The 22,620-nt window shown below is 57.4% G+C and carries 21 protein-coding genes; 1 reads left to right on the plus strand and 20 read right to left on the minus strand.

Annotated features, from left to right (window positions below; all coding sequences use genetic code 11):
• Positions 1 to 58 precede the first annotated feature (58 nt).
• The 18 genes from HMPREF7215_RS08945 to HMPREF7215_RS09030 form a co-directional block, all read right to left on the minus strand.
• On the minus strand, positions 59 to 400 hold the full coding sequence (locus HMPREF7215_RS08945) for a lipopolysaccharide assembly protein LapA domain-containing protein (protein WP_009165499.1): 342 nt from the start codon (positions 398 to 400) through the stop codon (positions 59 to 61).
• A gap of 284 nt (positions 401 to 684) precedes the next feature.
• Complete coding sequence (gene secF / locus HMPREF7215_RS08950; RefSeq protein WP_009165500.1) at positions 685 to 1,563, minus strand: protein translocase subunit SecF; 879 nt, start codon at positions 1,561 to 1,563, stop codon at positions 685 to 687.
• A 14-nt stretch (positions 1,564 to 1,577) separates the two neighbouring features.
• On the minus strand, positions 1,578 to 2,981 hold the full coding sequence (gene secD / locus HMPREF7215_RS08955) for a protein translocase subunit SecD (protein ID WP_009165501.1): 1,404 nt from the start codon (positions 2,979 to 2,981) through the stop codon (positions 1,578 to 1,580).
• 87 nt (positions 2,982 to 3,068) lie between these two features.
• On the minus strand, positions 3,069 to 3,527 hold the full coding sequence (gene yajC, locus HMPREF7215_RS08960) for a preprotein translocase subunit YajC (RefSeq protein WP_009165502.1): 459 nt from the start codon (positions 3,525 to 3,527) through the stop codon (positions 3,069 to 3,071).
• A 100-nt stretch (positions 3,528 to 3,627) separates the two neighbouring features.
• Complete coding sequence (locus HMPREF7215_RS08965; RefSeq protein WP_040551045.1) at positions 3,628 to 4,299, minus strand: redox-sensing transcriptional repressor Rex; 672 nt, start codon at positions 4,297 to 4,299, stop codon at positions 3,628 to 3,630.
• 16 nt (positions 4,300 to 4,315) lie between these two features.
• Complete coding sequence (gene eno, locus HMPREF7215_RS08970; RefSeq protein WP_009165504.1) at positions 4,316 to 5,596, minus strand: phosphopyruvate hydratase; 1,281 nt, start codon at positions 5,594 to 5,596, stop codon at positions 4,316 to 4,318.
• Between the two features lie 63 nt (positions 5,597 to 5,659).
• Positions 5,660 to 5,941: a S4 domain-containing protein gene (locus HMPREF7215_RS08975; protein WP_040551057.1), complete on the minus strand. Its 282-nt coding sequence runs from the start codon at positions 5,939 to 5,941 to the stop codon at positions 5,660 to 5,662.
• Positions 5,942 to 6,372: 431 nt separating this feature from the next.
• On the minus strand, positions 6,373 to 7,551 hold the full coding sequence (locus HMPREF7215_RS08980) for an amidohydrolase family protein (protein ID WP_009165507.1): 1,179 nt from the start codon (positions 7,549 to 7,551) through the stop codon (positions 6,373 to 6,375).
• A 53-nt stretch (positions 7,552 to 7,604) separates the two neighbouring features.
• Positions 7,605 to 8,582, minus strand: coding sequence for an ABC transporter ATP-binding protein (locus HMPREF7215_RS08985; RefSeq protein WP_040551046.1), 978 nt, complete (start codon positions 8,580 to 8,582; stop codon positions 7,605 to 7,607).
• On the minus strand, positions 8,582 to 9,571 hold the full coding sequence (locus tag HMPREF7215_RS08990; RefSeq protein ID WP_009165509.1) for an ABC transporter ATP-binding protein: 990 nt from the start codon (positions 9,569 to 9,571) through the stop codon (positions 8,582 to 8,584). The genes HMPREF7215_RS08985 and HMPREF7215_RS08990 overlap by 1 nt, the downstream gene beginning before the upstream one ends.
• Before the next feature lie 8 nt (positions 9,572 to 9,579).
• A complete protein-coding gene (locus HMPREF7215_RS08995; protein ID WP_009165510.1) occupies positions 9,580 to 10,503 on the minus strand; it encodes an ABC transporter permease in 924 nt (307 codons plus the stop codon).
• Positions 10,504 to 10,515: 12 nt separating this feature from the next.
• Positions 10,516 to 11,478: a nickel ABC transporter permease gene (gene nikB / locus HMPREF7215_RS09000; RefSeq protein ID WP_009165511.1), complete on the minus strand. Its 963-nt coding sequence runs from the start codon at positions 11,476 to 11,478 to the stop codon at positions 10,516 to 10,518.
• Between the two features lie 81 nt (positions 11,479 to 11,559).
• Complete coding sequence (locus HMPREF7215_RS09005; RefSeq protein ID WP_009165512.1) at positions 11,560 to 13,149, minus strand: ABC transporter substrate-binding protein; 1,590 nt, start codon at positions 13,147 to 13,149, stop codon at positions 11,560 to 11,562.
• 215 nt (positions 13,150 to 13,364) lie between these two features.
• On the minus strand, positions 13,365 to 15,107 hold the full coding sequence (gene dnaG, locus HMPREF7215_RS09010) for a DNA primase (RefSeq protein WP_009165513.1): 1,743 nt from the start codon (positions 15,105 to 15,107) through the stop codon (positions 13,365 to 13,367).
• A gap of 112 nt (positions 15,108 to 15,219) precedes the next feature.
• Positions 15,220 to 17,298, minus strand: coding sequence for a sodium-translocating pyrophosphatase (locus tag HMPREF7215_RS09015; RefSeq protein WP_009165514.1), 2,079 nt, complete (start codon positions 17,296 to 17,298; stop codon positions 15,220 to 15,222).
• A 171-nt stretch (positions 17,299 to 17,469) separates the two neighbouring features.
• Positions 17,470 to 18,546, minus strand: a complete 1,077-nt coding sequence (locus HMPREF7215_RS09020; protein ID WP_009165516.1) for a M24 family metallopeptidase — start codon at positions 18,544 to 18,546, stop codon at positions 17,470 to 17,472.
• 88 nt (positions 18,547 to 18,634) lie between these two features.
• A complete protein-coding gene (locus tag HMPREF7215_RS09025) occupies positions 18,635 to 18,910 on the minus strand; it encodes a GNAT family N-acetyltransferase (protein ID WP_009165517.1) in 276 nt (91 codons plus the stop codon).
• A 151-nt stretch (positions 18,911 to 19,061) separates the two neighbouring features.
• Positions 19,062 to 19,619, minus strand: coding sequence for a biotin transporter BioY (locus tag HMPREF7215_RS09030; RefSeq protein ID WP_009165518.1), 558 nt, complete (start codon positions 19,617 to 19,619; stop codon positions 19,062 to 19,064).
• Between the two features lie 220 nt (positions 19,620 to 19,839).
• Between HMPREF7215_RS09030 and HMPREF7215_RS09035 the strand changes: the two genes are divergently transcribed.
• A complete protein-coding gene (locus HMPREF7215_RS09035) occupies positions 19,840 to 21,015 on the plus strand; it encodes an alanyl-tRNA editing protein (protein WP_009165519.1) in 1,176 nt (391 codons plus the stop codon).
• Between the two features lie 154 nt (positions 21,016 to 21,169).
• On the opposite strand, the gene HMPREF7215_RS12490 is transcribed toward HMPREF7215_RS09035, so the two are convergent.
• Positions 21,170 to 21,625, minus strand: a complete 456-nt coding sequence (locus HMPREF7215_RS12490; RefSeq protein ID WP_009165521.1) for an arsenic metallochaperone ArsD family protein — start codon at positions 21,623 to 21,625, stop codon at positions 21,170 to 21,172.
• 104 nt (positions 21,626 to 21,729) lie between these two features.
• Positions 21,730 to 22,455: an HAD family hydrolase gene (locus HMPREF7215_RS09045; protein WP_009165522.1), complete on the minus strand. Its 726-nt coding sequence runs from the start codon at positions 22,453 to 22,455 to the stop codon at positions 21,730 to 21,732.
• Positions 22,456 to 22,620: the final 165 nt, after the last annotated feature.

Consider the following 22,620-nt stretch of genomic DNA (forward strand, 5'->3'; position numbering starts at 1 on the left):
GCAAACAGTCCTTCCTCAACAAAGCCGCCGGCGAACCCAGCGGCGGCGTTTTTTTGATTTACAGCGACGTACCGTTTTCGATAAAAGTGATCTCTTCCTGAGACGCGCCGGCAGCCTTCATCGCCGCCAGCAACGCGCCGCGCTCCTTCTCCAGCGCGGCGATGCGGCGGCGGGCGCGCTCGATCTCACGACGGCTGCGGAACCGGCCTTCCCATGAAGCGGCCAGCGAAATCAGCCACATCACGACGATACCGAAGAAAAACAAAAAAATCTCCCAGAGTCCCTGAGACAGCGCAAAATCCCAGGCCAAAAAGCGCACCGCCAGAATATCCTGATTCTGCACCGCGTAAGTCGCCGCCCAGATGGCGACAAAGCCAAGCCCCAGCCCGTAACTTCTCATCAGGCACTCCTCCTTCGCCGCGCCTTTTCACGCGCGTTGAAATTTTGCGCCGGACAAAAACGGCGACCGACAATACCAAAGACATTTTACCAGATTTGCGCTCACAAAACCGCAGTAACATCAAGTTTTCTTCGCGGCGAAACAACTTTTCCCGCCCGCGCGGGAATTTTCTTCCGTATGACGTTTTCCGCCCCGCTGAAAAGCGCCGAACGAAATCCGCTGTCTCAAAAACTTCAAACGAAAAAACCCGTCCGGATATTTCCGAACGGGTTCCATGGTTCACGTTATTTTTCGGGAGAGATCTCATGCCACAGGCACAGGATCGACGTCGTCACGCAGACGGAACTGAAACCGCCGACGATGATGCCCGCCATGATGGCCAGCGAAAAGCCGGCCAGGACCGGGCCGCCCCAAATGTAAAAAGCCAACACCGGGAAGAACGTGGTCAGCGACGTGTTGATCGTGCGGGCCAGCGTCTGGTTGATGGAATTGTCCAGCAGCTGCGGCATTCCGACCTTGGGCAGGGTGCGCCAGTTCTCGCGCACGCGGTCCAGAATGACGATGGTGTTGTTCAGCGAATAGCCGATCGTCGTCAGAATGGCGGCGATGAACGTCATGCCCAGCTCCACGTGCAGCAAGCTGAAAAGACCGAGCGTCAGCACTGTGTCGTGAACCAGCGCCAGCACGCTGACCAGCGCGAAGCGGAAGCGGAAGCGGATCGTGATGTACAGCAAAATGCCCGCCAGCGCGATCGCCGAGGCAAAAATAGCCTGATTGCGCAGCTCGGAGCCGACCGTGGGGCCGACCATTTCGAAGTTGACCAGCTTGACGCTGCCCGTATGGAGCGCGTCCACCGCCTTGATGATCTTGTCGCGCAATTCTGCCGGCGTCAGCTCGCTGCTGCCCTGCAAACGGATCATCACGCCCTTGTCGCTGTACGACTGGATCACGGCGCTGCCGTAGCCGACTTTCGCCATGGCTTCACGCACCTGCCCGACCTCGACCGCTTCGGGGAATTCGATCTGGAGCAGATTGCCGCCCGTGAAGTCGATGCCGAGGTTGAAGCCGCGAGCCGCAACCAGCCCCAAGCTGCCGAGCACGAAGAACGCCGCGATCGCCAGCCAGACCTTACGATAACGCATAAAAGGGATATTCAGTCTCATTTTTGCTCCGCTCCTTACTTGCGCGCCTGAAAGGTCTTGCTTCCGTAGTTCACCATGAGCTGCAGCAGCACGCGATTGACCACCAGCGCGCTGAAAAGGCTGGCGATGATGCCGAGCGTCAGCGTCATGGCGAAGCCGCGCAGAGGGCCGCTGCCGTAATAATACAGAACGGCGGCGGCGATGACCGTGGTGATGTTGGAGTCAAGGATAGTCGTCAGAGCGTTGCTGAACCCCGAAGTCAGCGCCGCATTGGGCGTTTTGCCCGCGCGAGTTTCTTCCCTGATGCGCTCGAAGATCAGGATGTTGCTGTCTACGGCCATGCCGATGGTGAGGATGATGCCGGCGATGCCGGGCAGCGTCAGCGTCGCCTTGAACGCCATCAGCAGCGCGAAAAGCACCAGCAGCGTGGTGCACAGCGACAGATCGGCCGTGACGCCCCACAGGCGATAATAGAGCAGCATGAAAAGGAACACGGCCGCCAGACCGATCATTCCTGCGTAAGCGCCGGCGTTGATCGAGTCCGACCCCAGCGACGGGCCGACGGAACGGTTCTCGAGAATGGACACGTTCACAGGCAACGCGCCGGCGCGGAGCATGACTGCCAGCCCTTTGGCCTCTTCCACGGAGAAGTGTCCCGTGATCTGCGCTTTGCCGCCGGAAATCCGTTCGTTGACTCGGGGAGCCGAGATGACCGAACCGTCGAGCACCATAGCCAGCTGACGGCCGACGGTCGCTTCCGTCGCCTTCTCAAAGAGCTCCGAACCCTTGCTGTTGAACTCAAGAGAGACATCGGGACGCCCCAGCTGGTCAAAGCCGGAGGTGGCGTTGCTCAGTTCGTTGCCCGTCAGCATCGGCCTGCCGAGCAGATAAATGGAACCGCCGTCGTCGCCGGCGACGATCTGCCCTTCTTCGCCCTTGAAATCCTTAGCCTGTTCCATGGCCTTGGCCTGGCTCTCTTCGAGCTGAGTCCTGTAATCGTTCCAGCGCTTGACAGCAGCGTTGAATTCCTCGTCGCTGTCGTAATTCTTGCGCTCCGCCTGAGGCGGCAGAGGCGCGGCGCTGTAAAGCGTCTGTATCACTTCGCGGAACTCCAGCAGAGCGGTACTGCCGATCAGCCTCAGGGCCGCCTGAGGATCTTCCACGCCGGGAAGATCGACGATCATGCGATCGACACCCTGCTTCTGCAGCGTCGGCTCGGTCAGCCCGTACTGATTCACTCGCTTCTCGAGCACCGTACGAAGACGGTCAAGACTGTCGGGCGTCAGCGGCACGTCCTTGGTGCCGCTGGCCTGAAGCACGATATGAGCGCCGCCGCGAAGGTCCAGCCCCAAATTCACTTTGCCGCGCAGAACCACGATGGCCGAAACTGCGATGACGGCCGCCATGAAAATCAGCCGCCAACGATCCTTTCTCAACATTTTTCATACCTCCCAGAAGAAGTCATTCCTGCAATAAGCAAAAAAGAGGCGGACGGGGTAATCCATCCGCCCCTCAGCAAAAATGCCTTATTGTTTGTCCTCGGCCGCAGGCGCTTCTTCGGGCGTGACAGGTTCTTCGGGCTTCGCAGCCTCTTCGGCCTTGGGGGCCGCCTTGGGGGCTTCGGGGGTGATCTTCGTGGAGATGGAGCTCTTCAGCACACGCGCGACCAGACCTTCGGCGATTTCGATGATAACGCTGTCATCCTTCACTTCGCGGACGATGCCGAAGAAGCCCCCGGCGGTGATGACACGGTCGCCGCGCTGCAAGCTGTTGACGAGACTGTCGTGGGTCCTCTGGCGTTTCTTCTGAGGGCGAAGAATGAAGAAATAGAAGATCACCACGAAAATAATCAGCGGGAAAAACGCCTGCAACGCGCTGCCGCCCTGAGCAGCTGGAGCAGCCGCAGGAGCGTCGGCCGCACCGGCCGCACCGGCCGCACCGGCCAGGAGAAGAGTGAAAAACGAAGCGAACAGAGTCTTTTTCATGTACTGAAACCTCCTAAAAATTTTTTCTCTCAACTAAAGAACACGGGGCATATTTTAACATGTGAAGACATGTTTTTACAAATTAGCGGAGGACGGGAGATCAAAAGTTCTGTTTCTTCTTCTGCTCAGAGGCTTTCAGCTTGAAAAGCAACTTCTCCAGCTCGATGAAAATATCCACGTCCTTGATCTGAACGCCGGGGGGCGCCTGCAGAACCGCAGCTGAAAAGTTCAGCACGCCTTCGATTCTCCCGGTCTTGACCGCCATGTCGAGCACCGTCTGCGCCGCCTGCTGCGGGACGGTCAGAATCAGCACGGTGATGTTCTTTTCCGCGATGATCCGCGGCAGATCGTCGATATGGTAGCAGGGCTTTCCCGCATAGCTGCGCCCGATCTTGTCGGGGTTGGAGTCGAAAACAGCCGTCACTTCGTAATTTTCGCTGAGGAACGAGCGGTGGTTCAGCAGAGCTTCGCCCAGACGGCCGATGCCCACCAGACCGATGCGCCACATTTCAAACGGCGCCAAGATGCCGGCCAGATCTTCCAGAAGACGGCCGACATCGTATCCGACGCCGCGCTTGCCGAATTCGCCCAGATAAGACAGATCCTTGCGGACCTGGCTGGACTTCAGGCGCAGCATTTCGCCGATCTCCTTGGAAGAGACCACCGGCACGCCGTCGTCCACAAGACGCATCAGCAGACGCCGGTAGGCGACGAGACGTCCTACGGTCGGGTCGGTGATCCGTTCCTTCTTCGACGGGATCAGGAATCCCATTTCGTTCACGTCCGTTTCATCTGGCGCAGCGGAAGGTGGACAGCCCGGCGTAGGAAGCTTCGCCCTCCAGCGCCTCCTCGATGCGGAGCAGCTGGTTGTACTTGGCGATACGGTCCATGCGGGCGGGGGCCCCCGTCTTGATCTGTCCGGCCGCAGTCGCCACCGCCAGATCGGCGATGAAGCTGTCGTCGGTCTCGCCGGAGCGGTGCGAGACGACCCAACTGTAACCGGAGTCGCGAGCCATGCCGATGACGTCGAGCGTCTCGGAAACGGAACCGATCTGATTCAGCTTGATCAGGATCGAGTTGCCCGCGCCGGTCTCGATGCCTTTGGCGAGACGTTCGGGATTGGTGACGAAAAGATCGTCGCCGACGAGCTGCACTTTGCCGCCCAACTTCTCGGTGAGCAGCTTCCACCCCTCCCAGTCTTCCTCGTTCATACCGTCCTCGATGGAAACGATGGGGAAGTCGGCACAGAGCTGCGCGTAATAATCGGCTAGCTCGGCGGGCGTGAAATCGCGACCTTCGCCCTTGAAGCGGTATTTTCCCTCGGAATACAGTTCGGAGATGGCCACGTCGCAGGCGATCGAGATCTGCCTGCCGGGTTCGTAGCCGGCCGCTTCGATGGCCTTGACGAGATATTCGAAGCCCATGCGGTTGCTGGAAAAGTTCGGCGCGAAGCCGCCTTCGTCGCCCAGACCGGTACTGAACCCCTCTTTGACAAGCAGTTTCTTCAGGGCGTGATACGTCTCGGCGCCCATGCGCAGCGCCTCGCAGAACGACTCGGCGCCATGGGGGACGATCATGAACTCCTGAATGTCGAGATTGTTGTCGGCGTGAGCGCCGCCGTTGATGACGTTCATCATCGGCGTAGGCAGCGTCTTGGCGTTCAGACCGCCGATATAGTCCCACAGGGCCATGTCGTGCTCCAGAGCCGCGGCGCGGGTCACGGCCATGGAAACGCCAAGGATCGCATTTGCGCCCAGTCTGCTCTTGTTAGACGTGCCGTCGAGATCAAGCATAACGCGATCCACGGCGCGGAGATCGTCGGCGTCCATGCCGCAGATCTCGGGAGCGATCACGTCGTTGACGTTCTTGACGGCGTTCAGAACGCCCTTGCCGCCGTAACGGCCGCCGCCGTCGCGCAGTTCAACGGCTTCGAACGTTCCCGTGGAAGCGCCGGAAGGCACGCCGGCGCGAGCGATCTCGCCGGTCTCGAGGCCAACTTCGACCTCCACCGTTGGATTGCCGCGGGAATCCAGGATTTCTCTTGCATGTACGCCTACGATTGCGCTCATCTTATCCAAACTCCTCTCAAGAATTCTGTTCTCAGTTATCGCCAAGCAACGTCGGAATGAAGGCTATTCACTCCAAGGATCTTCGGCGGGATCGACCCTCCGTTCGCCGCGCATCTCGCAAGCAACCGTACCGCGGCGGCGAAGCGCCGCTTCGTCGTCAACGAGAACGGCGGCGGCAATCACGCGCCGGGGGAAAGCCACCTCGATCAGGTCGCCCGCTTTGACGTCGCTGGCCGGTTTGACCTTCCGGCCGTTGACGCGCACCGCGCCGACCTCGATCATTTCCTGCGCCGCGGCGCGGCGCTTCACCAGCTGCGAAAGCTTCAAAAATTTGTCCAGCCGAATCACGCGCATCGCCTCGTTTCCTCAAATTTACAACGACGTTTTATTATAGCAGTTTTTTCACAAAGCGTTCATCTTTTAACAAAGCCCTTTCAGGCGATCGCGCTTACGAAACAACGCCAACCGGCGTCAATCCTAGAGGCTGAAGAACGGAGAGGATGTCAGGTCTGCGAAGCTCGCGCTTGCATCCCGCATTTACTTACATTGTTTTTTCAACATTTTCAATACCGGCTTCTGCCGGATATTCACAATTTCGGCCGCATTCTTCTAATCATAGAGACTCCGCTTCATCCGCGGCGACAATTTTCCCGGCGCAAAAAAGAGGCCGTCTCAGGTATGACTGAGGCGGCCTTTTCACGGTTCTTTCATGAGATCTTCAGAGGTAAATGCTCACATAAACGAAAAGACGCCTTCCAATCGGCGCTATGTCGTTTTTAATCTAATCCAGCCGCAAGGTTATCGTACACTTCTCCGTCAATGATGGTCTTTTCGCACAGCGTCAGATTGCTGAACGGATTCCCGCTCCATATGGCAAGATCGGCATCCTTGCCGACTTCGATACTGCCTATACGATCAGCAAGACCAAGCAATCTGGCCGGGCGGATCGTAACGGCTTCAAACGCCGTCTTCTCGCTTAAACCACGGGCAATGCACATACCAACATAGACAGGCAAATACTTCGTTCCTGAAGAAGTATCCTGAGTCAGACAGAAATTGATCCCCGCAGCTTCAAATTGGGCGGGAGTCGTAAGACGCCGTCCCCAAATTTCCATTTTCGACGGCCCCATAGTCAGCGGGCCAACGACGCAGTCGACACGATGTTCCTTAAGAAAGTCAAGGATCTTGTAACCCTCGGTACAGTGCTCGATAGAAAAATCAAGATGGAATTCTTCGGCGATGCGTACGGCGGTAACAATATCGTCGGCGCGATGAGCATGGATACGGCATTTACGAGTTCCACGCACGACCGGGACCAATTCGTCGAGCAAAAAATTGCGCTTGGGCTTTTTCGCAAGATCTTTTTCGCCAAGACGAAGTTCATCCGAATAGTCAAGAGCTTCGTACAAAACTTTACGCATCACCGCGGCCAGCCCCATCCGGGTCATGGGCATCTTGTGCTGCTCCAGACCGTACACGCGCTTGGGATTTTCACCCATGGCGAACTTCATGTGCTCTGTGCCGGGAAGCGCGATATCATACACTGTAGAACCTTGCTTCGTCTTGAAGCCGACGCCGATCCCGCCGCACACGTTTGCGGAACCAGGCCCAGTGTAACAGGTAGAAAATCCGGCACGTCGGGAAGCTTCTATGGCCATGTCGAACGGATTCAAGGCGTCGATGCCGCGAACCTGAGCCGTAACGGGGTCGGTCTTCTCATTCCCATCGACAATCGACGGCAGCGTCGTAGGTTCGTTGAACGTGGAAATATGCGTATGGGCGTCGATAAACCCCGGAGTGACCCATTTTCCCGTCAGATCCATGACCTCGCATCCCTGGGGGATCCTCACGTTTTTTCCCACGGCTCTTATCTTGCCCGCATCAACGAGGATCGTTCCTTTTTCGTACGTTGTTCCAGCGACAGTGATAACCTTTGCGTTTTTCAGCGCCAACATAAGCAAAAATTCCCTCCTAATAAAATAACGATCTAGCTGCTGAATTCTTTTCGTCAATCCCTGTGGCATGCCACGAAATGGTTCGGCGCGCATTCCCTGAAGAGAGGCTCCTCTTCCAGACAACGTTTTTCCGCATAAGGACAGCGCGTATGGAAACGGCAGCCGATGGGCACGCAAGCCGCGCTGGGAACTTCGCCCCTCAGCAAGATACGTTCGCGATTTTTGCGTCCCGATAAAATCGGTATAGCCGATAATAACGCTTGAGTATAAGGATGCAGCGCATGATCGAAGAGCTCTTCCGTTGGGGCGAACTCGCAGATTTTTCCCAAATACATAACGGCGACCCGATCCGAAATATGTTCCACCACGTTCAGGGCATGAGAAATAAAGAGATATGTTATGTTGCCAATCTGTTCTTTGAGATCGATGAGAAGATTGATAATCTGAGACTGTATGGAAACGTCCAATGCTGACACAGCTTCGTCGCAAACGAGGAATTCCGGCTGCAGGGCGATCGCTTTGGCAATCGCGACCCTTTGACGCTGACCGCCGGAAAATTCGTGTGGATATCGAAGCGCATAGACCGGCGCAAGACCTACCTGCCGAAGAAGTTCGGCCGTCTTTTCCGCCGCCTCTTTCGCCGCATAGCCCATCTGCACCGTCAGCACTTCAGAAATGAGTCGGCGTACTGTTTGCGAAGGATTCAAAGAAGAATAAGGATCCTGAAAGATGATCTGCACCTTTTTGCGCAGTCGTCGAAGCGCGTCGCCATGCATTTTCAAGATATCATCTTTGCCATCCAGAATAATTCTGCCCGACATCGGCTCGTTCAGACGAACAATAGCGCGGCCTATGGTCGTTTTCCCGCATCCTGATTCACCGACCAGCCCAACCGTTTCGCCCCGGTATATATCCATAGATACCCCGTCGACAGCCCGAATGTACCCGACCGTACGCTGCATAAGGCCGCGTTTTATCGGGAAATGCACCTTAAGGTCCTCGATCTTGAGAATAGTTTCTTTATTATCCATCAGACGCTCCCCCGCTTCAAATGACAGCGCACGCGGCGTTCGCCGCATACATATTCGGGAGGTTCATCCTCAAAACAGATATCCAAAGCTTCAGGACAGCGCGGCGCAAAACGGCAGCCCTTCGGCCAGTTCAGAGGATTTGGCACCGTCCCCGCAATAGATTCCAACCGTCCGCCCCGAGTCACCTTGATCCCTGGAATGGACATGATCAGCAGCTTGGTGTAAACATGCCAAGGATCCTGAAAAATATCTTCAAGTCTCCCGCTCTCCACAATTTTACCAGCATACATCACCGCCACTCGATCGGCAATCTGAGAAACAACGCCGAAGTCGTGAGTGATCAGTAGAATCGCCATGTTCATGTCCTTTTGCAGACTCTTAAGCAGATCGATAATTTGAGCCTGGATAGTGACGTCAAGAGCCGTCGTCGGCTCATCGGCTATGAGCATGCGCGGAGCAGACGCCAGAGAGATCGCGATCATCACTCGTTGACGAAGCCCTCCGGAAAGCTGATGAGGATAGACTCTCAATCGTTCTTCAGGCTTGGGGACGCCAACCCTTTTCAAAATGGCAACGGAACGTTCATAGATTTCGCGTTTGGAGATCTTCGGGTCATGCAGGCGGAACACCTCGCCTAGCTGTTTCTCAATACGATAAACCGGATTCAACGAAGTCATCGGTTCCTGAAAGATCATGGAGATCTGTTTACCGCGAATTTTTCGCGCCTCTTCTTTAGAGAGACCTTTAATCGTACGCCTGTCAATCGTCATTTTGTCGGCAAAGACTTCCGCCGAATCCGCTAAGAGACGAATTAGAGAAAGCGACGTCACGGTTTTGCCGCAACCGGATTCGCCGACCAGCGCGAGCGTTTCTCCCGCATCGATATGAAACGAAACGCCATCCACCGATTTTACAACACCTTCGGGTGTATGGAAGTAAGTGTGCAGATTCTCCACGCGCAGATATTCATCGTTCATTTTTTCCGCCATGATCCAACCTACTTCCTCATCTTAGGATCAAACGCGTCTCGAAGTCCATCGCCGATCCAATTCATAGAAAGAACCGTAAGCGAGATCGCGATGCCTGGGATCGTCGTTAGATACGACGCCTGCTGCAGGTAATTACGTCCCTGGTTCAGCATGACGCCCCAGTCAGGCGCAGCCGCATCGCATCCCAAACCAAGGTACGAAAGCCCCGACGCCGAAAGAATCGCGCTTCCTGTTGACAGCGTAGCCTGGATAATCAGCGGGCCGATACAATTAGGGAAAATATGGTTGAATATAATGCGTGTATTTTTAAAACCAGCGACGCGCGCAGACTCAACGTATTCCGTATTTTTAATCGCCAGTACCTGCCCGCGAGTAAGACGGGCAAACTTTGGCCATCCGACGATTGCCAACGCCAAAATCACGTTACCCTGGCTCGATCCTAGAGCCGCCATGATAGCAATGGCGATGATAAGAAACGGAAAAGACAACATGATATCTGTAAAGCGCATAAGTAATGCGTCAACCCAACTGCCATAATAGCCGCTGGCTAAACCGATCACAATGCCAAAAGCTGCGGAGAGCAACGTGACCGACATCCCCGTCATTGCCGACATACGTCCTCCATACAACAGACGCGACCAAATATCGCGCCCCAAGTCGTCAGTGCCGAAAATATGCTCCTGGGAAAATGGCCGGACCAAGGTGTTCATCAGATCCATGTCCATCATAGGATCATATCGTGTAAAACACGGAGCGCCGACGCAAAGGACAATGATAATCAGAAGGATCGCCAGGCCAACGACCGCGATTTTATTTTTCAAGAAACGGCGTCTTACGTCCTTCCAATACGTGGTCAAAGGCAACGACTCGTTTCCAATTTGATTCTGCGCTACAACGCTCCTGCTCCGCGCATTTTTTGAATTATCATTCATAGCACGAGTCTCCTATTTCGAGTCGAGGCGAATGCGGGGATTGAACCACGCGTATAAAATATCGACAACCAGATTTACGAGCATGTAACTTATACAAAGCATGAGAGTCGCGCCCTGGATCATTGGATAATCCCTCCGCGCAATGGAACTAATCGTCAAACGGCCGACGCCGGGCCAAGAGAAAATAGACTCCGTAATGACCGCTCCGCCCAGCAAACTGCCGATTTCTCCGCCTATAACGGTGACAACGGGAATCATGGCATTTTTTAGCGCATGCCCCCAAATAACGGCATGCTCCTTCAATCCCTTGCTACGCGCGTACCGCACATAATCCTGATTCAGAACGTCCAGCATGCTGGACCGGATCATCCGCGTTTGGGTAGCCGCCATGCTTAACGCCAAAGATGAGGCCGGCAGTATGATCGAGCGCAGAAAAGGCACAACGCCGTCCGCGATGTTCGTAGTTTCCGGCATAGTCGGCAACCAGCCTAAATGCAGAGCAAAGAATATAATCAGAACCAAACCGAACCAGAATCTTGGCAGCGATACGCCAATCGTCGCCAGAGCTGTTGCTACAGAATCCAAGATGCCGTTGTGTTTCAGAGCCGCCAATATCCCCAAAGGCAACGAAACGACGAGAGCAATCACCATAGCGCTCCCAGCCAGCTTGAGGGTGTTCGGCATACGTTTTGCCACGCTGGAGAACACGTCTTCCCCCGTAGCGTATGACGTGCCAAGATCGCCTACAAATGCGCCTTTTATAAAACGTATGTAACGGACAAGGAATGGTTTGTCCAGCCCCCACTGCTCTTCAACGAGTTTACGCTGTTCTTCCGACACGTTCGCATCTTCCGTTCCAAGGATCAGTTCAACAGGATCGCCTGGGGTCACGTACAGCAGCGAAAATATGAGCAGAGAGCTGATCAGCAGCGTCGGGACAGTCTGAAAAATACGTCTTATTATATAAGCCCACATGATTTTACCCTCGTCTTTTAAATAAAGGGCTTATGGAGAAACGCCCCATAAGCCCGCGTAAATAAATCGTTCCGGTACGAATTACTCGGCGACCCCCACATTGCGCACAGGCGAACAGAGCGCCTGATAGACTGTGGCGTATCCAAAATCCGTGACGCGCTTGTTGTATCCGACTTGCGAATATTCAAAATATGCGCCGAGATGAGGACATTCAGACGAGAAAATATTATCGGCTTTGCGAAGAAGAGCGCAACGTTTGTCATAATTCATCGTGCGGAACGCTTCTTGAATCAGCTTATCAACATCTTCATTAGAATAACCGCAGTTAGGACTGAAGCGTTTGGTGTTTGTTTCCATCAAACGTTTACCGCCGTCCAGATTGCTGTAACCTCCCATGATATACATTTCCACAGTGCCTTTCGCGATGTCGGAGGTATGCGTGGCCCATTCTGCGGTTCTGGCCGTACAATCTACGCCGATAGCCTTCAGCTGAGTGGCCACGATAACTGACAGTTTTTCCCGGTTCGCGTCGTTGTTCCCCACTTGCAGAACAAAACTCATTTTCTGTCCGTCCTTGCTCCGCACTCCGCCAGGCCCCGTCTTCCAACCCAACTTATCAAGAAGTTTTACGGCTTCTTTCGGATTATACCGGGGAGTTACGGCCTTGTTAGACTCAAGGTCCCCGCCCGGCCGTTCGTAGGGAATGCATCCATACCCCCGCACAGCCAGCTTTGCGCCCGCTTTGTTTGAAAAAATAGCTTTTATCGCGCCGTCCATGTCCACGGCCATGGCCAATGCGCGGCGAACTTCTGAATCGGAAAAGATCTTTTTCTTGCAATTGAACCCGATCCAGCGCAGAGATCCGATCGCCGAAGGCGCTACGGTCAAATAATCCTTGCCGGCGATGTTTTCGATTTCAGTGGGCAAAATCGCAAGGGCGATGTCAATCTCCTTATTTTGCAGCGCCATCGACGATACGGATTTATCAGTAATGAACTTATAGACCACTTTGTCAAGAGCCGGTTCGCGCCAGAAATCTTCGTTCCTGATCAACGTCAATGACGTGTCAGTTACATAGTCCTGAAACTTATACGCTCCCGATCCAACGGGGTAGCTTGCAAGATCCCATTTCTTTTCAATCGCGCGCCGAGGGATAACATAATTCTGATACATAGAGTATTCCCACAAAACGTCTATATCTTTTGTTACAAACTGAACCGTATGATCATCGATCACTCTGATTTCTTTCAGCGTTTTGCTTAAAGCGTCATAGCGCACGGAACCATTTGCAGGATCAAGATAGTAATCGTACGAAAATTTGACGTCTTCAGCCGTCACCTTGACTTTTTCATCGCCGAAGAGACCGTTGCCCCTTTGCCAATATACGTCGTCGCGAAGATGAACGGTCCACGTCACTCCGTCGTCAGCGCATTCCCAGCTGGTCGCCAGTCCGGGAGTAAACTTGGAATTTTCATCCATTTCAACAAGGGTGTGATAAATCTGGCGAATAATGTACCCGTCGCCGTCGGACGTCGTCCTCCACGGCCACAACGTTGTGATCGTCATATAGGTGCCGATTTTAAGCGTTTTTTCAGCAGCCAGCGCCGGGACAACCGAAAATAAATTCAAAACCACTGCCAACAAGATAAATATCCCCAACTTCTTTTTCATTACCTTCGCCCCCCGTTTCATTTTCTAGAGAAATACGTAATAAAATATATTTATTACTCTATTAATTATACAGCAATCATGAAAATAAGTAAACGCTAAACGTTCATTATTTTATATTAATCTGTTATTTATAAAATTTTCAGAGTAACTGCTCTTCCTCAGCAAGGAATCGCAATTACTCTGAAAAAGTATTGCTCAAGAATGAATTCCAAGGCTCAATAACGTTTCAGTTCCGCGGCCAGCGCCGAGTACTCGGTCAGATCTTCCGGCGAGGCTTCGCCGCGGAACATCATGGCTTTCAGTTGAATGTAGCGAGCCTGTTTGACACGGCGTCCCTGATCGGCGCTCAGTTTCTGCCATTTCTCCATGTCGGTGCCGGACAGCGTGTCGCAGAAGGACGCGCCGCCGGAGAGCGCCGACATGGGAAAATGATCTCCCATTTCCAGCCAGCGGTGCTCAAGGCTCTCCGGCTGTTCGCCCGTCAGCAGCGCGCCGGCGATGTCTTTGAGGCGGGGATCCTGGAACATGCGGACCACTTCCGCCACAGACGCCGACATGCGCAACTCGCGGCTGATCCAAAGCAGGTAAAGCAGCCCTGTCTCCGCCGGATCGCAGTTTGGCGGCGTTTCCGAATCGGCCGTTTCGAGCTCGAGAGGCTGCACGTCGCCGGCCAGACTTTCCTCCGCGCGGGGGCTGAGGCGGCGGCCGCGGCGCAGACGGTTCAGTTCCGACGCCAGCTGATAATCGGGCAGCCCCACGGCGTGGGCGATCTCCTGCATATAAGGGGCAAGTTCCACGGCCGTCAGCTGCGCCATGCCTTCCAGCAATTCTTCGGCGGCTTTGGCCTGACCGTCCTTCTCGGCCGCCGCCTTGAAAAGGCCGATGTGATGGAGCACCAGCGGCCGGGCGTTCTCCACCGCTTCGTTGAAGAGCTGCTCGCCGCCCTCGCTCTGCAGCATCTCGTCGGGATCCTTGCCGCCGGGGAACAGCACCACAAATACCTGAAGCCCGGCGCGTTGCAAAATATACATGCCGCGCAGGGTCGCGTTCTGCCCGGCCGTATCGGAGTCGTAGCAGATATAGCATTTGTCGGAGAATCGCTTCAGCAGCAGCGCCTGCTCTTCCGTCAGCGACGTGCCCAGCGAGGCGACCGTTTCCCTGTGCCCGTGCATGTGCAGACGGATGGCGTCCATATAGCCTTCGACGAGGATCGAGCGTCCTTTCTCGCGGATCGCGTTTTTGGCCTTGTCCAGCAGGTAAAGGTTTTCCTTCTTGTTGTAGAGCGGCCCTTCCGGACTGTTCAAGTATTTGGCGCCTTCGCCGTCAACAATGCGGCCGCCCAGAGCGATGGCGCGCCCGGAGACGTTGCGGATGGGAAAGATTACGCGCCCGCGGAAACGGTCGTAACAGCCTTTTTCGCCTTGGATCACCAGTCCGCATTTAAGCAGCTGCTCCTGCGTGACGCCCTCGCGGCGCAGCGCGTCGTTCAGAGCCCGCCACGCCGACGGGGACCACCCCAGTTCAAAGGCGTCGGCATCCTGCACGGACATGCTGCGGCGGCTCAGATAGCCTTTGCCGACGGCGCCGGCCGCGCCTTTCAGTTCGGCGCGGTAAAAGTCGACGGCCATTTCCATGACCGAATAAAGATCCGTCGTCTGCCCGCGGTTTTTCCGCCGCGGGATCTCGATGCCGGCGCGCCGTCCCAGATACTCGAGCGCTTCGGGAAAGCTCAGCCCTTCCTTCTCCATGACGAAACTGAAAACGTCGCCGCCCTTGCCGCAGCCGAAACAGTGCCAGGTGCCGCGGTCGGGCGAAACGATGAACGACGGCGTCTTTTCGTCGTGAAAAGGACAGAGGCCGCTGTAATTGCGTCCTTTTTTCACGAGCCGCACCGAATCGCCGACCAGTTCCACGATGTCGACGGCGTCCTTTATTTTCGCGACGATTTCGTCGGCCATGAGCGTTCACCTCTTCAAATTTTGAAATCCGACAGAAAAAGCGGAGAGAGCTTTTGCGCCCTCCCCGCTTTTTATTTTAGCTTTTTCTTTTCGTCCTGTCGAGAACGCGCCCTTACTTCATGATCAGAGGAGCGATGACGAGAGCGACGACGGTCATCAGCTTGATGAGAATGTTCAGGCTGGGACCGGCGGTGTCCTTGAAAGGATCGCCCACGGTGTCGCCGACGACGGCCGCCTTGTGGTTGGCGGACCCCTTGCCGCCGTGCACGCCGGATTCGATGTACTTCTTGGCGTTGTCCCAAGCGCCGCCGGCGTTGGACATGTAAACGGCCAGCATCACGCCGGTGACGATGGCGCCGCCGAGCAGACCGCCCAGAGCTTCGGCGTCAAGCACAAAACCGACGACGACAGGAGCGACGATGGCCAGCAGGCCGGGCACGATCATCTTGTGCAGCGAAGCCTCGGTGGAAATGGCGACGCACTTCTTGTAATCGGGCTTCTCGCTGTAATCCATGATGCCGGGGTGTTCCTTGAACTGACGGCGCACTTCTTCGACCATCTTGCCGGCCGCTTCCTGCACAGCGGCGATAGTCTGAGCGCTGAACAGGAAGGGCAGCATGCCGCCGAGGAACAGTCCGACCATGACGTGGGGATTGTTCAGATCGATCGACTTGAGTCCGGCCGCCTGAGCGTAAGCGGAGAACAGAGACAGCGCGGTCAGGGCGGCGGAACCGATGGCCAGCCCCTTGCCCATGGCGGCGGTCGTGTTGCCCACGGCGTCAAGCTTGTCGGTGATGTTGCGGACGCCCTCGGGCAGTTCGGACATTTCGGCGATGCCGCCGGCGTTGTCGGAGATGGGGCCGTAAGCGTCGACGCTGAGACTCATGCCGGTGATGGAAAGCATGCCCACGGCAGAGCAGGCCACGCCGTACAGACCGCTGAAGAAATAGCTGATCAGCGTCGCGGCGCAGATCAGAAGCACGGGAACGACCGTGGAAGTCATGCCCAGCGAGATGCCGCCGAGGATGACGGTAGCGGCACCGGTCTCGGTCGTGTCGGCGAGCTTCCGCACCGGTTTGTAGTCGGCAGAGGTATAGTACTCGGTGACGACGCCGATGGCCACGCCCGCCACAACGCCGGAAACGACGGCGAAGAAGATGCGAATGTCCTGAAGCAGGACCAGCGAGAGGATCAACGCGCCGACGATCTCGATGATGCCGGTGATGTAGGTGCCCAGGCTCAGGGCCTTGGCAGGATCGGTACCGTGCTCGGACTGCATGAACTTGAACAGGTATTTGCTGGCGAACTGTCCCATTTTGCTGTCGTTCTCCTCGGTCAGGCTGCCGGTGACGCAGGCCGAACCGAAGATCGCCGCGGCAATGCCCAGGGCGGACAGCGCCAAAGGATAGAGCACCCCCATGAGGCCGAGCGGCGCGCCGTCGCCGGACAGCGTGGTCGCGAAACCGACGGCCATGGCGGCAATGATGGAGTTGACGTAAGATTCAAACAGATCGGCCCCCATGCCGGCGATGTCGCCGACATTGTCGCCGACGTTGTCGGCGATGGTGGCGGGGTTGCGGGGATCGTCCTCGGGGATACCGGCTTCGACCTTGCCCACAAGGTCGGCGCCGACATCGGCGGCCTTGGTGTAAATGCCGCCGCCGACACGGGCGAACAGGGCGATGGACGAAGCGCCAAGGCCAAAGCTGGTGATGACGTTCGCATCGCGGAACAGCACATAGGAAAGCACCACGCCGGCCAAACCGACGCCGACCACGGTCATGCCCATCACGGAGCCGCCGCGGAACGCAACGCCCAGAGCGTCGTTCATGCTCTTGGTGGCCATGAAGGTCGTACGGCCGTTGGAGCGGGTGGCGACGATCATGCCGCAGTAGCCGGTCAGGGCGCTGCACAGCGCGCCGAAGACGAAGCACACGCCCGAAGGAACGCTCAGGAAGGTGCACAGCAGGGCGCCGACAATGACGACAAACGGCGCGAGCCATTTGTATTCGCTGTTGAGGAACGCCATCGCGCCCTCGTGAATGATGTCGGAGAGCTCAGTCACCTTTTTGTGCTCTTCGTCGATGACGATGTTCTTGACGAAGCCGTAGGTAATGAAAGCGTACCCCAGAGCGAGCACAGCGCTGCCAAGAACTACCAGCAGCAGCACCCAAAACAGAAACGATACCATTACGCAAACCTCCTTAGAAATTAAGAACAACTCTTTTTAGGGCCGTTGTATCCTCTATAAAAGCTTGATTATTATATGCGCAGCGCTGACGAAATACAAGCGATAAAAAACTTTTTCCGCGCGCAGAGAGCGAAACGATTTTATTCTCGCATCCCCGGCGCGGCGTCGGCGTCATTCGATGATCTGAAGCTCCTTGGGAACCCGATTGAGGATCTGTACGCCCGTCTCGGTGATCAGGCACAGATCTTCGATGCGCACGCCCGTCTCGCCGGGAAGGTAGATGCCCGGCTCGCAGGAAAAAACGTTCCCCGGCCTGACCCGTTCCGTATTGGCGCTGCTCACGTCGCCCCACTCGTGCCCCTGCTGGCCGATGGAATGTCCGAGACGGTGCGTGAAATACGGTCCGTATCCGGCGTCGGCGATCACTTTGCGGGCGATGCCGTCCAGATCGCAGTAACGCACGCCGGGCTTCATCGCCGCTTCCGCGGACTCGTTGGCGCGGCGCGTGATCTCGTAAATTTCGAGGTCTTTGGCGCCGACCGTTTTGAAGTAATAGGTGCGCGTCATGTCGGAACAGTAGCCGTCTTTGACGCAGCCGATGTCGAAGAGCACGCACTGCCCCGGCTTCAGCACGGTGCCGTCGGGCGAGTGGTGCGGATCGGCAGCGTTGGCGCCGAAGCTGACGATCGACGGGAACGAGAGGCCGTCGGCGCCCAGCTCGCGGTAGATGCCGGCCAGTTCGTCGGCCAGCCCGATCTCCGTCACGCCTTCGCGGACTCGCTCACGGAGTGCCAGCATGGCCTGATCGTTCATCTGCGAGGCGCGCACCATCAGGGCGATCTCCTCGGCATCCTTGCAGGCGCGCACATGATCCACGCAGGGAGAAGCGTTCACATAGCCGGAAGCGGCGTTTCGCTGCTGAAGTTCGAGCAGGAACTCGGCAGGCATTTTCTTGTCGACGCCCAGCGGCCGGGAACGGTCGATCAGGGGCAGCGCCTTGAGCGCGCCGCGCTCTGTGTCGTCGTAGGGGACGATGTTCCCCGGCGCCACATGGGGAGCGAAGAACAGCCGGTTCAAAAACAGTGCCGGCTTCTGCCCCTCGCGCAGCAGAAGCGCCAGAAAACGTTCGCCGGGACGGAAGTTGTCGCCGGTCACGTAGGTCAGCGAGAAAGGATCGCTCAGCAGGGCCTGCGTAAGCCCCGCTTCCTTCAGACTGTCCATGATTTTGTCGATTCGCCGCTGATTCATGATTCTCTCTTTCCTCCTCGGGCTCTCCAGTCCAGAAAATCTTCTCCACACACCTGCCCGCCGCCAAGGCGTCGTCCGTAAGTCGCTCTCAGCTCTGAGCGGAGCGGCACTCCGCCTTCTTCTCAAACCGACGGAGCACATAGGAGCACGTCGGCACAATTCTGACGCCGCGCTCGCGGGCCGCCCGAACCAGTTCGTCCACCAGGCGCGCGGCGATGCCCCGCCCGCCGTAGGCGGGATCGACTTCGGTGTGATACGCGGTCCAGACTGCGCCGTCTTCGGCATAGGCGCACAGTCCCACGCGCCTTTCGCCGTCGTAGGCGGCCGTGCGTTTCTCCGTTTCCTCAAAGACGATTTCGATCACGGCAACGCTCCCTTTCCATCGTTTATGACGTTATTGTATCATGAAGTTTTTTTTGCGGGAAAGACATCTGGCAATGTTCCACGTGGAACACCGTTTACGAAAAACGCCTGACGGCTCAGCAGCCGTCAGGCGTTTTATGACGTTCCAAATTTTAACGTTCCGGGGGCTCGCCCTGTGTCCCGGCGGCGCGCAGGCGGCGGCGCAGCACGCGGCCGAGCAGGATCGCCAACACGATCTTCAGTGCGTCGACGGGGATGAACGGGTAAACCGCCGCGGCCATGCTCGTGTCAAAGCTCAGATTCGCGACTTTCGCCAACCACGCGGCGCCGAACAGATAAAGCGTGGCCAGCCCCAGCAGCATCCCGGCGAACTGCACGACGACGTTGCTTTCCCAGCGGTCGATGAACCAGCCGCTGACCGCCGCCAGTGGAACAAAGCCGACGAGGAAGCCGCCCGTCGGCCCGAACAGTTTGCCCGGACCGCCGGCAAATCCCGAAAACACCGGCAGCCCGACACAGCCGATCAGCAGATAGAGGACGACGGCTAACGCGCCGCGCCGGGCGCCGAGAGCATACACCGAAAGGTAGACGACGAATACCTGAAGGGAAAAAGGGACCGGCCCGACGGGCACCGACAGCGGCCCCAGCACGCACATCAGCGCCGTCATCACTGCGACCGCCGCCATATTCCTGACACGATTCTTCTCCATCGCTTTCACTCCGTCTTCGCAAAATTTTTACCGCGCCACGATCATACGTCTCCGCCGATATATTGTCAACTCATTAAATCTTATTGGTGACAATAAACGAAAAAGCGGCGCAAAAAAAATTTCGCGCCGCCAATCCCGCTTGAGCAAGCGCGTAAGACGTGGCATAATCATTTTCATGAAACGCACGGTTTTACACTCCCGACGCAAAGAGGACATTTTCATGGACGAGATGAACGAACTGTACTACCGGCTTCCTTATGTAAAAGAATTCGACGCCGTCGTCACCGGCTGTGCGCCCGGCAAAAACGGCTTCGAGGTGACGCTTTCGCAGACCGCTTTCTATCCCGAAGGCGGCGGCCAGCTCGCCGACAGCGGCGTTATCGGCGATGCGGCCGTCAGCGACACGCGCCGCAAAGACGGCGCCATTGTCCATTACGCCGACAAGCCGCTCCCGGTCGGCAGCGTCCAGCATGGCGCGATCGACTGGCAGAAACGATTCGACCACATGCAGGCCCATTCCGGCGAGCACATCGTCTCCGGTCTGGTCCACAGGCGCTGGGGCTACGACAACGTCGGCTTCCACATGGCTGCCGACAAAGTCACCGTCGATTTCAACGGCCCCATCGGCGAGGAACAGCTCGCCGAACTGGAACGCGATGCCAACGCCGCGATCTACGCCAACCTTCCCGTGCGCGTCGCGTTCCCTTCGCCGGAAGAGCTGGCGGCGCTCGATTACCGCAGCAAGAAGGAACTGAGCGGCGCCGTGCGCCTCGTCGAATTTCCCGGCGTCGATCTCTGCGCGTGCTGCGGCACTCACGTGGAGCGCAGCGGCGAAATCGGCCTGATCAAGTTCATCGCCATGGCCCGCTACAAGGGCGGCGTCAGGATCGAGATGCTCTGCGGCCGTCTCGCCATGCAGGATTACGCGCGCAAAAACGAGCAGGAGCGCGAGATCGGGCGCATCTTTTCCGCCAAGCCCTACGAGACCGTCGAAGCCGTGCGCCAGCACGTCGCCGCCGCCGAAGCGGCGGAAGCCCGCGCCTCCGAGCTGGCGCGCCGCTACTTCGAACTGCGCACCGCGCAGTTCCCCGCCGGCGACGGTCTGCTGATCGATTTCGAAGAAGGCTTCAAGCCCGCGGAGCTGCGCAAGTTCTGCGACGCCCTCGTCTCCGGCGGCAAGGCGAAGACGGCCGCCGTTCTCTCCCCCGCCGAAAGCAACGGCAGAAAAGGCTGGAACTACGTGATCTGCGCCCGCGAACCCGTGCTGCGCGAGGCCGTCAAAACGCTCAACAAAGAGCTCGGCGGCCGCGGCGGCGGCGACCCGACGCTCGTACAGGGAACGTTCTTCGCCGGGCGCGCCGACATCGAGCGCGCGCTCGAAGCGATCTGCCGATGACGATTTGCAAAAAACGTTCCCCGCGGGACACTCCGAAAAAAAATCAGCGCGTGAAAACGAACAGGGAGCGCCTCCGACCAAAAAACGGAAACGCTCCCTGTTCGTCGCGAAAGATCTCCGCCGCCCCCCCAAAGAAACGGGGCAGCAGCTTTTTCTAATGATGTCCGTGATGGCCGCAGCCGCAATGATGCCCGTGGCCGTGCTCGCGCCCTTCGGCGTCGTCCGAGCAGCCGTCTTCGGCGTAGCGCTCACGGCCGCAGCCGCACTCGCCGTCGCGCCCCTCTTCAACGTCATCCTCGTCCACCCAATCGTAGCCCAGGACTTCCGGCGGCAGTTCGAGCCAGTCGATCAGATCGACGTCGTCGGGATAGCGTCCGGCGATGACGATAACGCCGTCCACCAGCATTACGGGCAGGCGCTCCGCGCCGAAAACTTTCAGGTACTGCGCGGCGGCGGGATTCGCCTCGAACGCCGCCGGCTCTTTGGCCAAGTCGTGGCGCTCCCATTCGACGCCCTGATGCGTCAGCACGTCCAGCGACTGGGCCAGATCGGCCAGCTCCTGCTCGTCGTCCCATTCGGCCGCAGCTTCGTAAATTGCCAGTTTGCGCATGATCGGTTCCTCCTTGAAATAAACAACGGTATCATCCGGGAAAAGTTCGACGCCGAACAGCCGTATCTTACCATAAAGCGGCGTTCCTCACGAGCCGCAGGGGATCACTCGGACGTTTCCCGTTTTAGAATCTCGATCGCCTCGCCATAGTCGCGGAGGCGGTAATCGGCGAGCGCGTCGATGCGGGCGCGGTCGGCGTCGGCGTAGCGGTCGTAGACGGCGGCGGCTTCGATGCCGGCGTTGCGGGCCGATTCCACGCCGACCAGCGAGTCCTCGAAGATCAGACATTCGGCGGGCGCCGCGCCGAGGTCGCCGAGGATACGGAAATACACTTCCGGGTCGGGCTTCATCGCGCGCACGTCCTCGCGCGCGTAGACGGGGGCGAAGTACTCGTCGAGCGGAGCTTTGGCGAGGATGTTGCGGTTGACGGTACGGTAAATATCGACGGTGCCGCGGCGCGTCGCGGTGGCAATGGCGAGGCGGAAGCCGCGCGCTTTCAGCGCCTTGACGAACTCGTCGGCGCGCGGTTTGTAATCGACGACGTTCTCGAGGAAGTCGCGGGCGATGCGGTAGCGCAGCCTGTGAATCTCGTCGGCCGTCAGCGGCGAAGCGTAGTTTTCCTTTAAATAGGCGCAGTAGTCGCCGTACGGGTCGGGACTGGCGGCGCGCTCGCGCAGCAGGGCGTCGCGCTGCCTCTGCAGATCGCCGCCGTCCCGTTCGCCGCCGCCGATCCGCTTCACCAGCTCCACGTCCACGGCGTTCCACACGCCCACCGAGTCGATCAGCGTGCCGTCCATGTCGAAGATAACCGTTTTTTTCCCGCCGAACATCTCCGCCGCCTCCCTGAGGTTCTTCCGAAGCCTCCTCGATTGTACCAGAAAAACCGTCCGCGTTCCCCCGCGTCTTCGCGCTTCGGCCACGAAGGCGTAAAAAAACGGAGAGCCGCGGAGCGAAAACGCTCCGCGGCTCTCCGTTTTTTTACCCGTTTCCCGTTC

Source organism: Pyramidobacter piscolens W5455 (assembly GCF_000177335.1).
GTDB lineage: Bacteria > Synergistota > Synergistia > Synergistales > Dethiosulfovibrionaceae > Pyramidobacter > Pyramidobacter piscolens.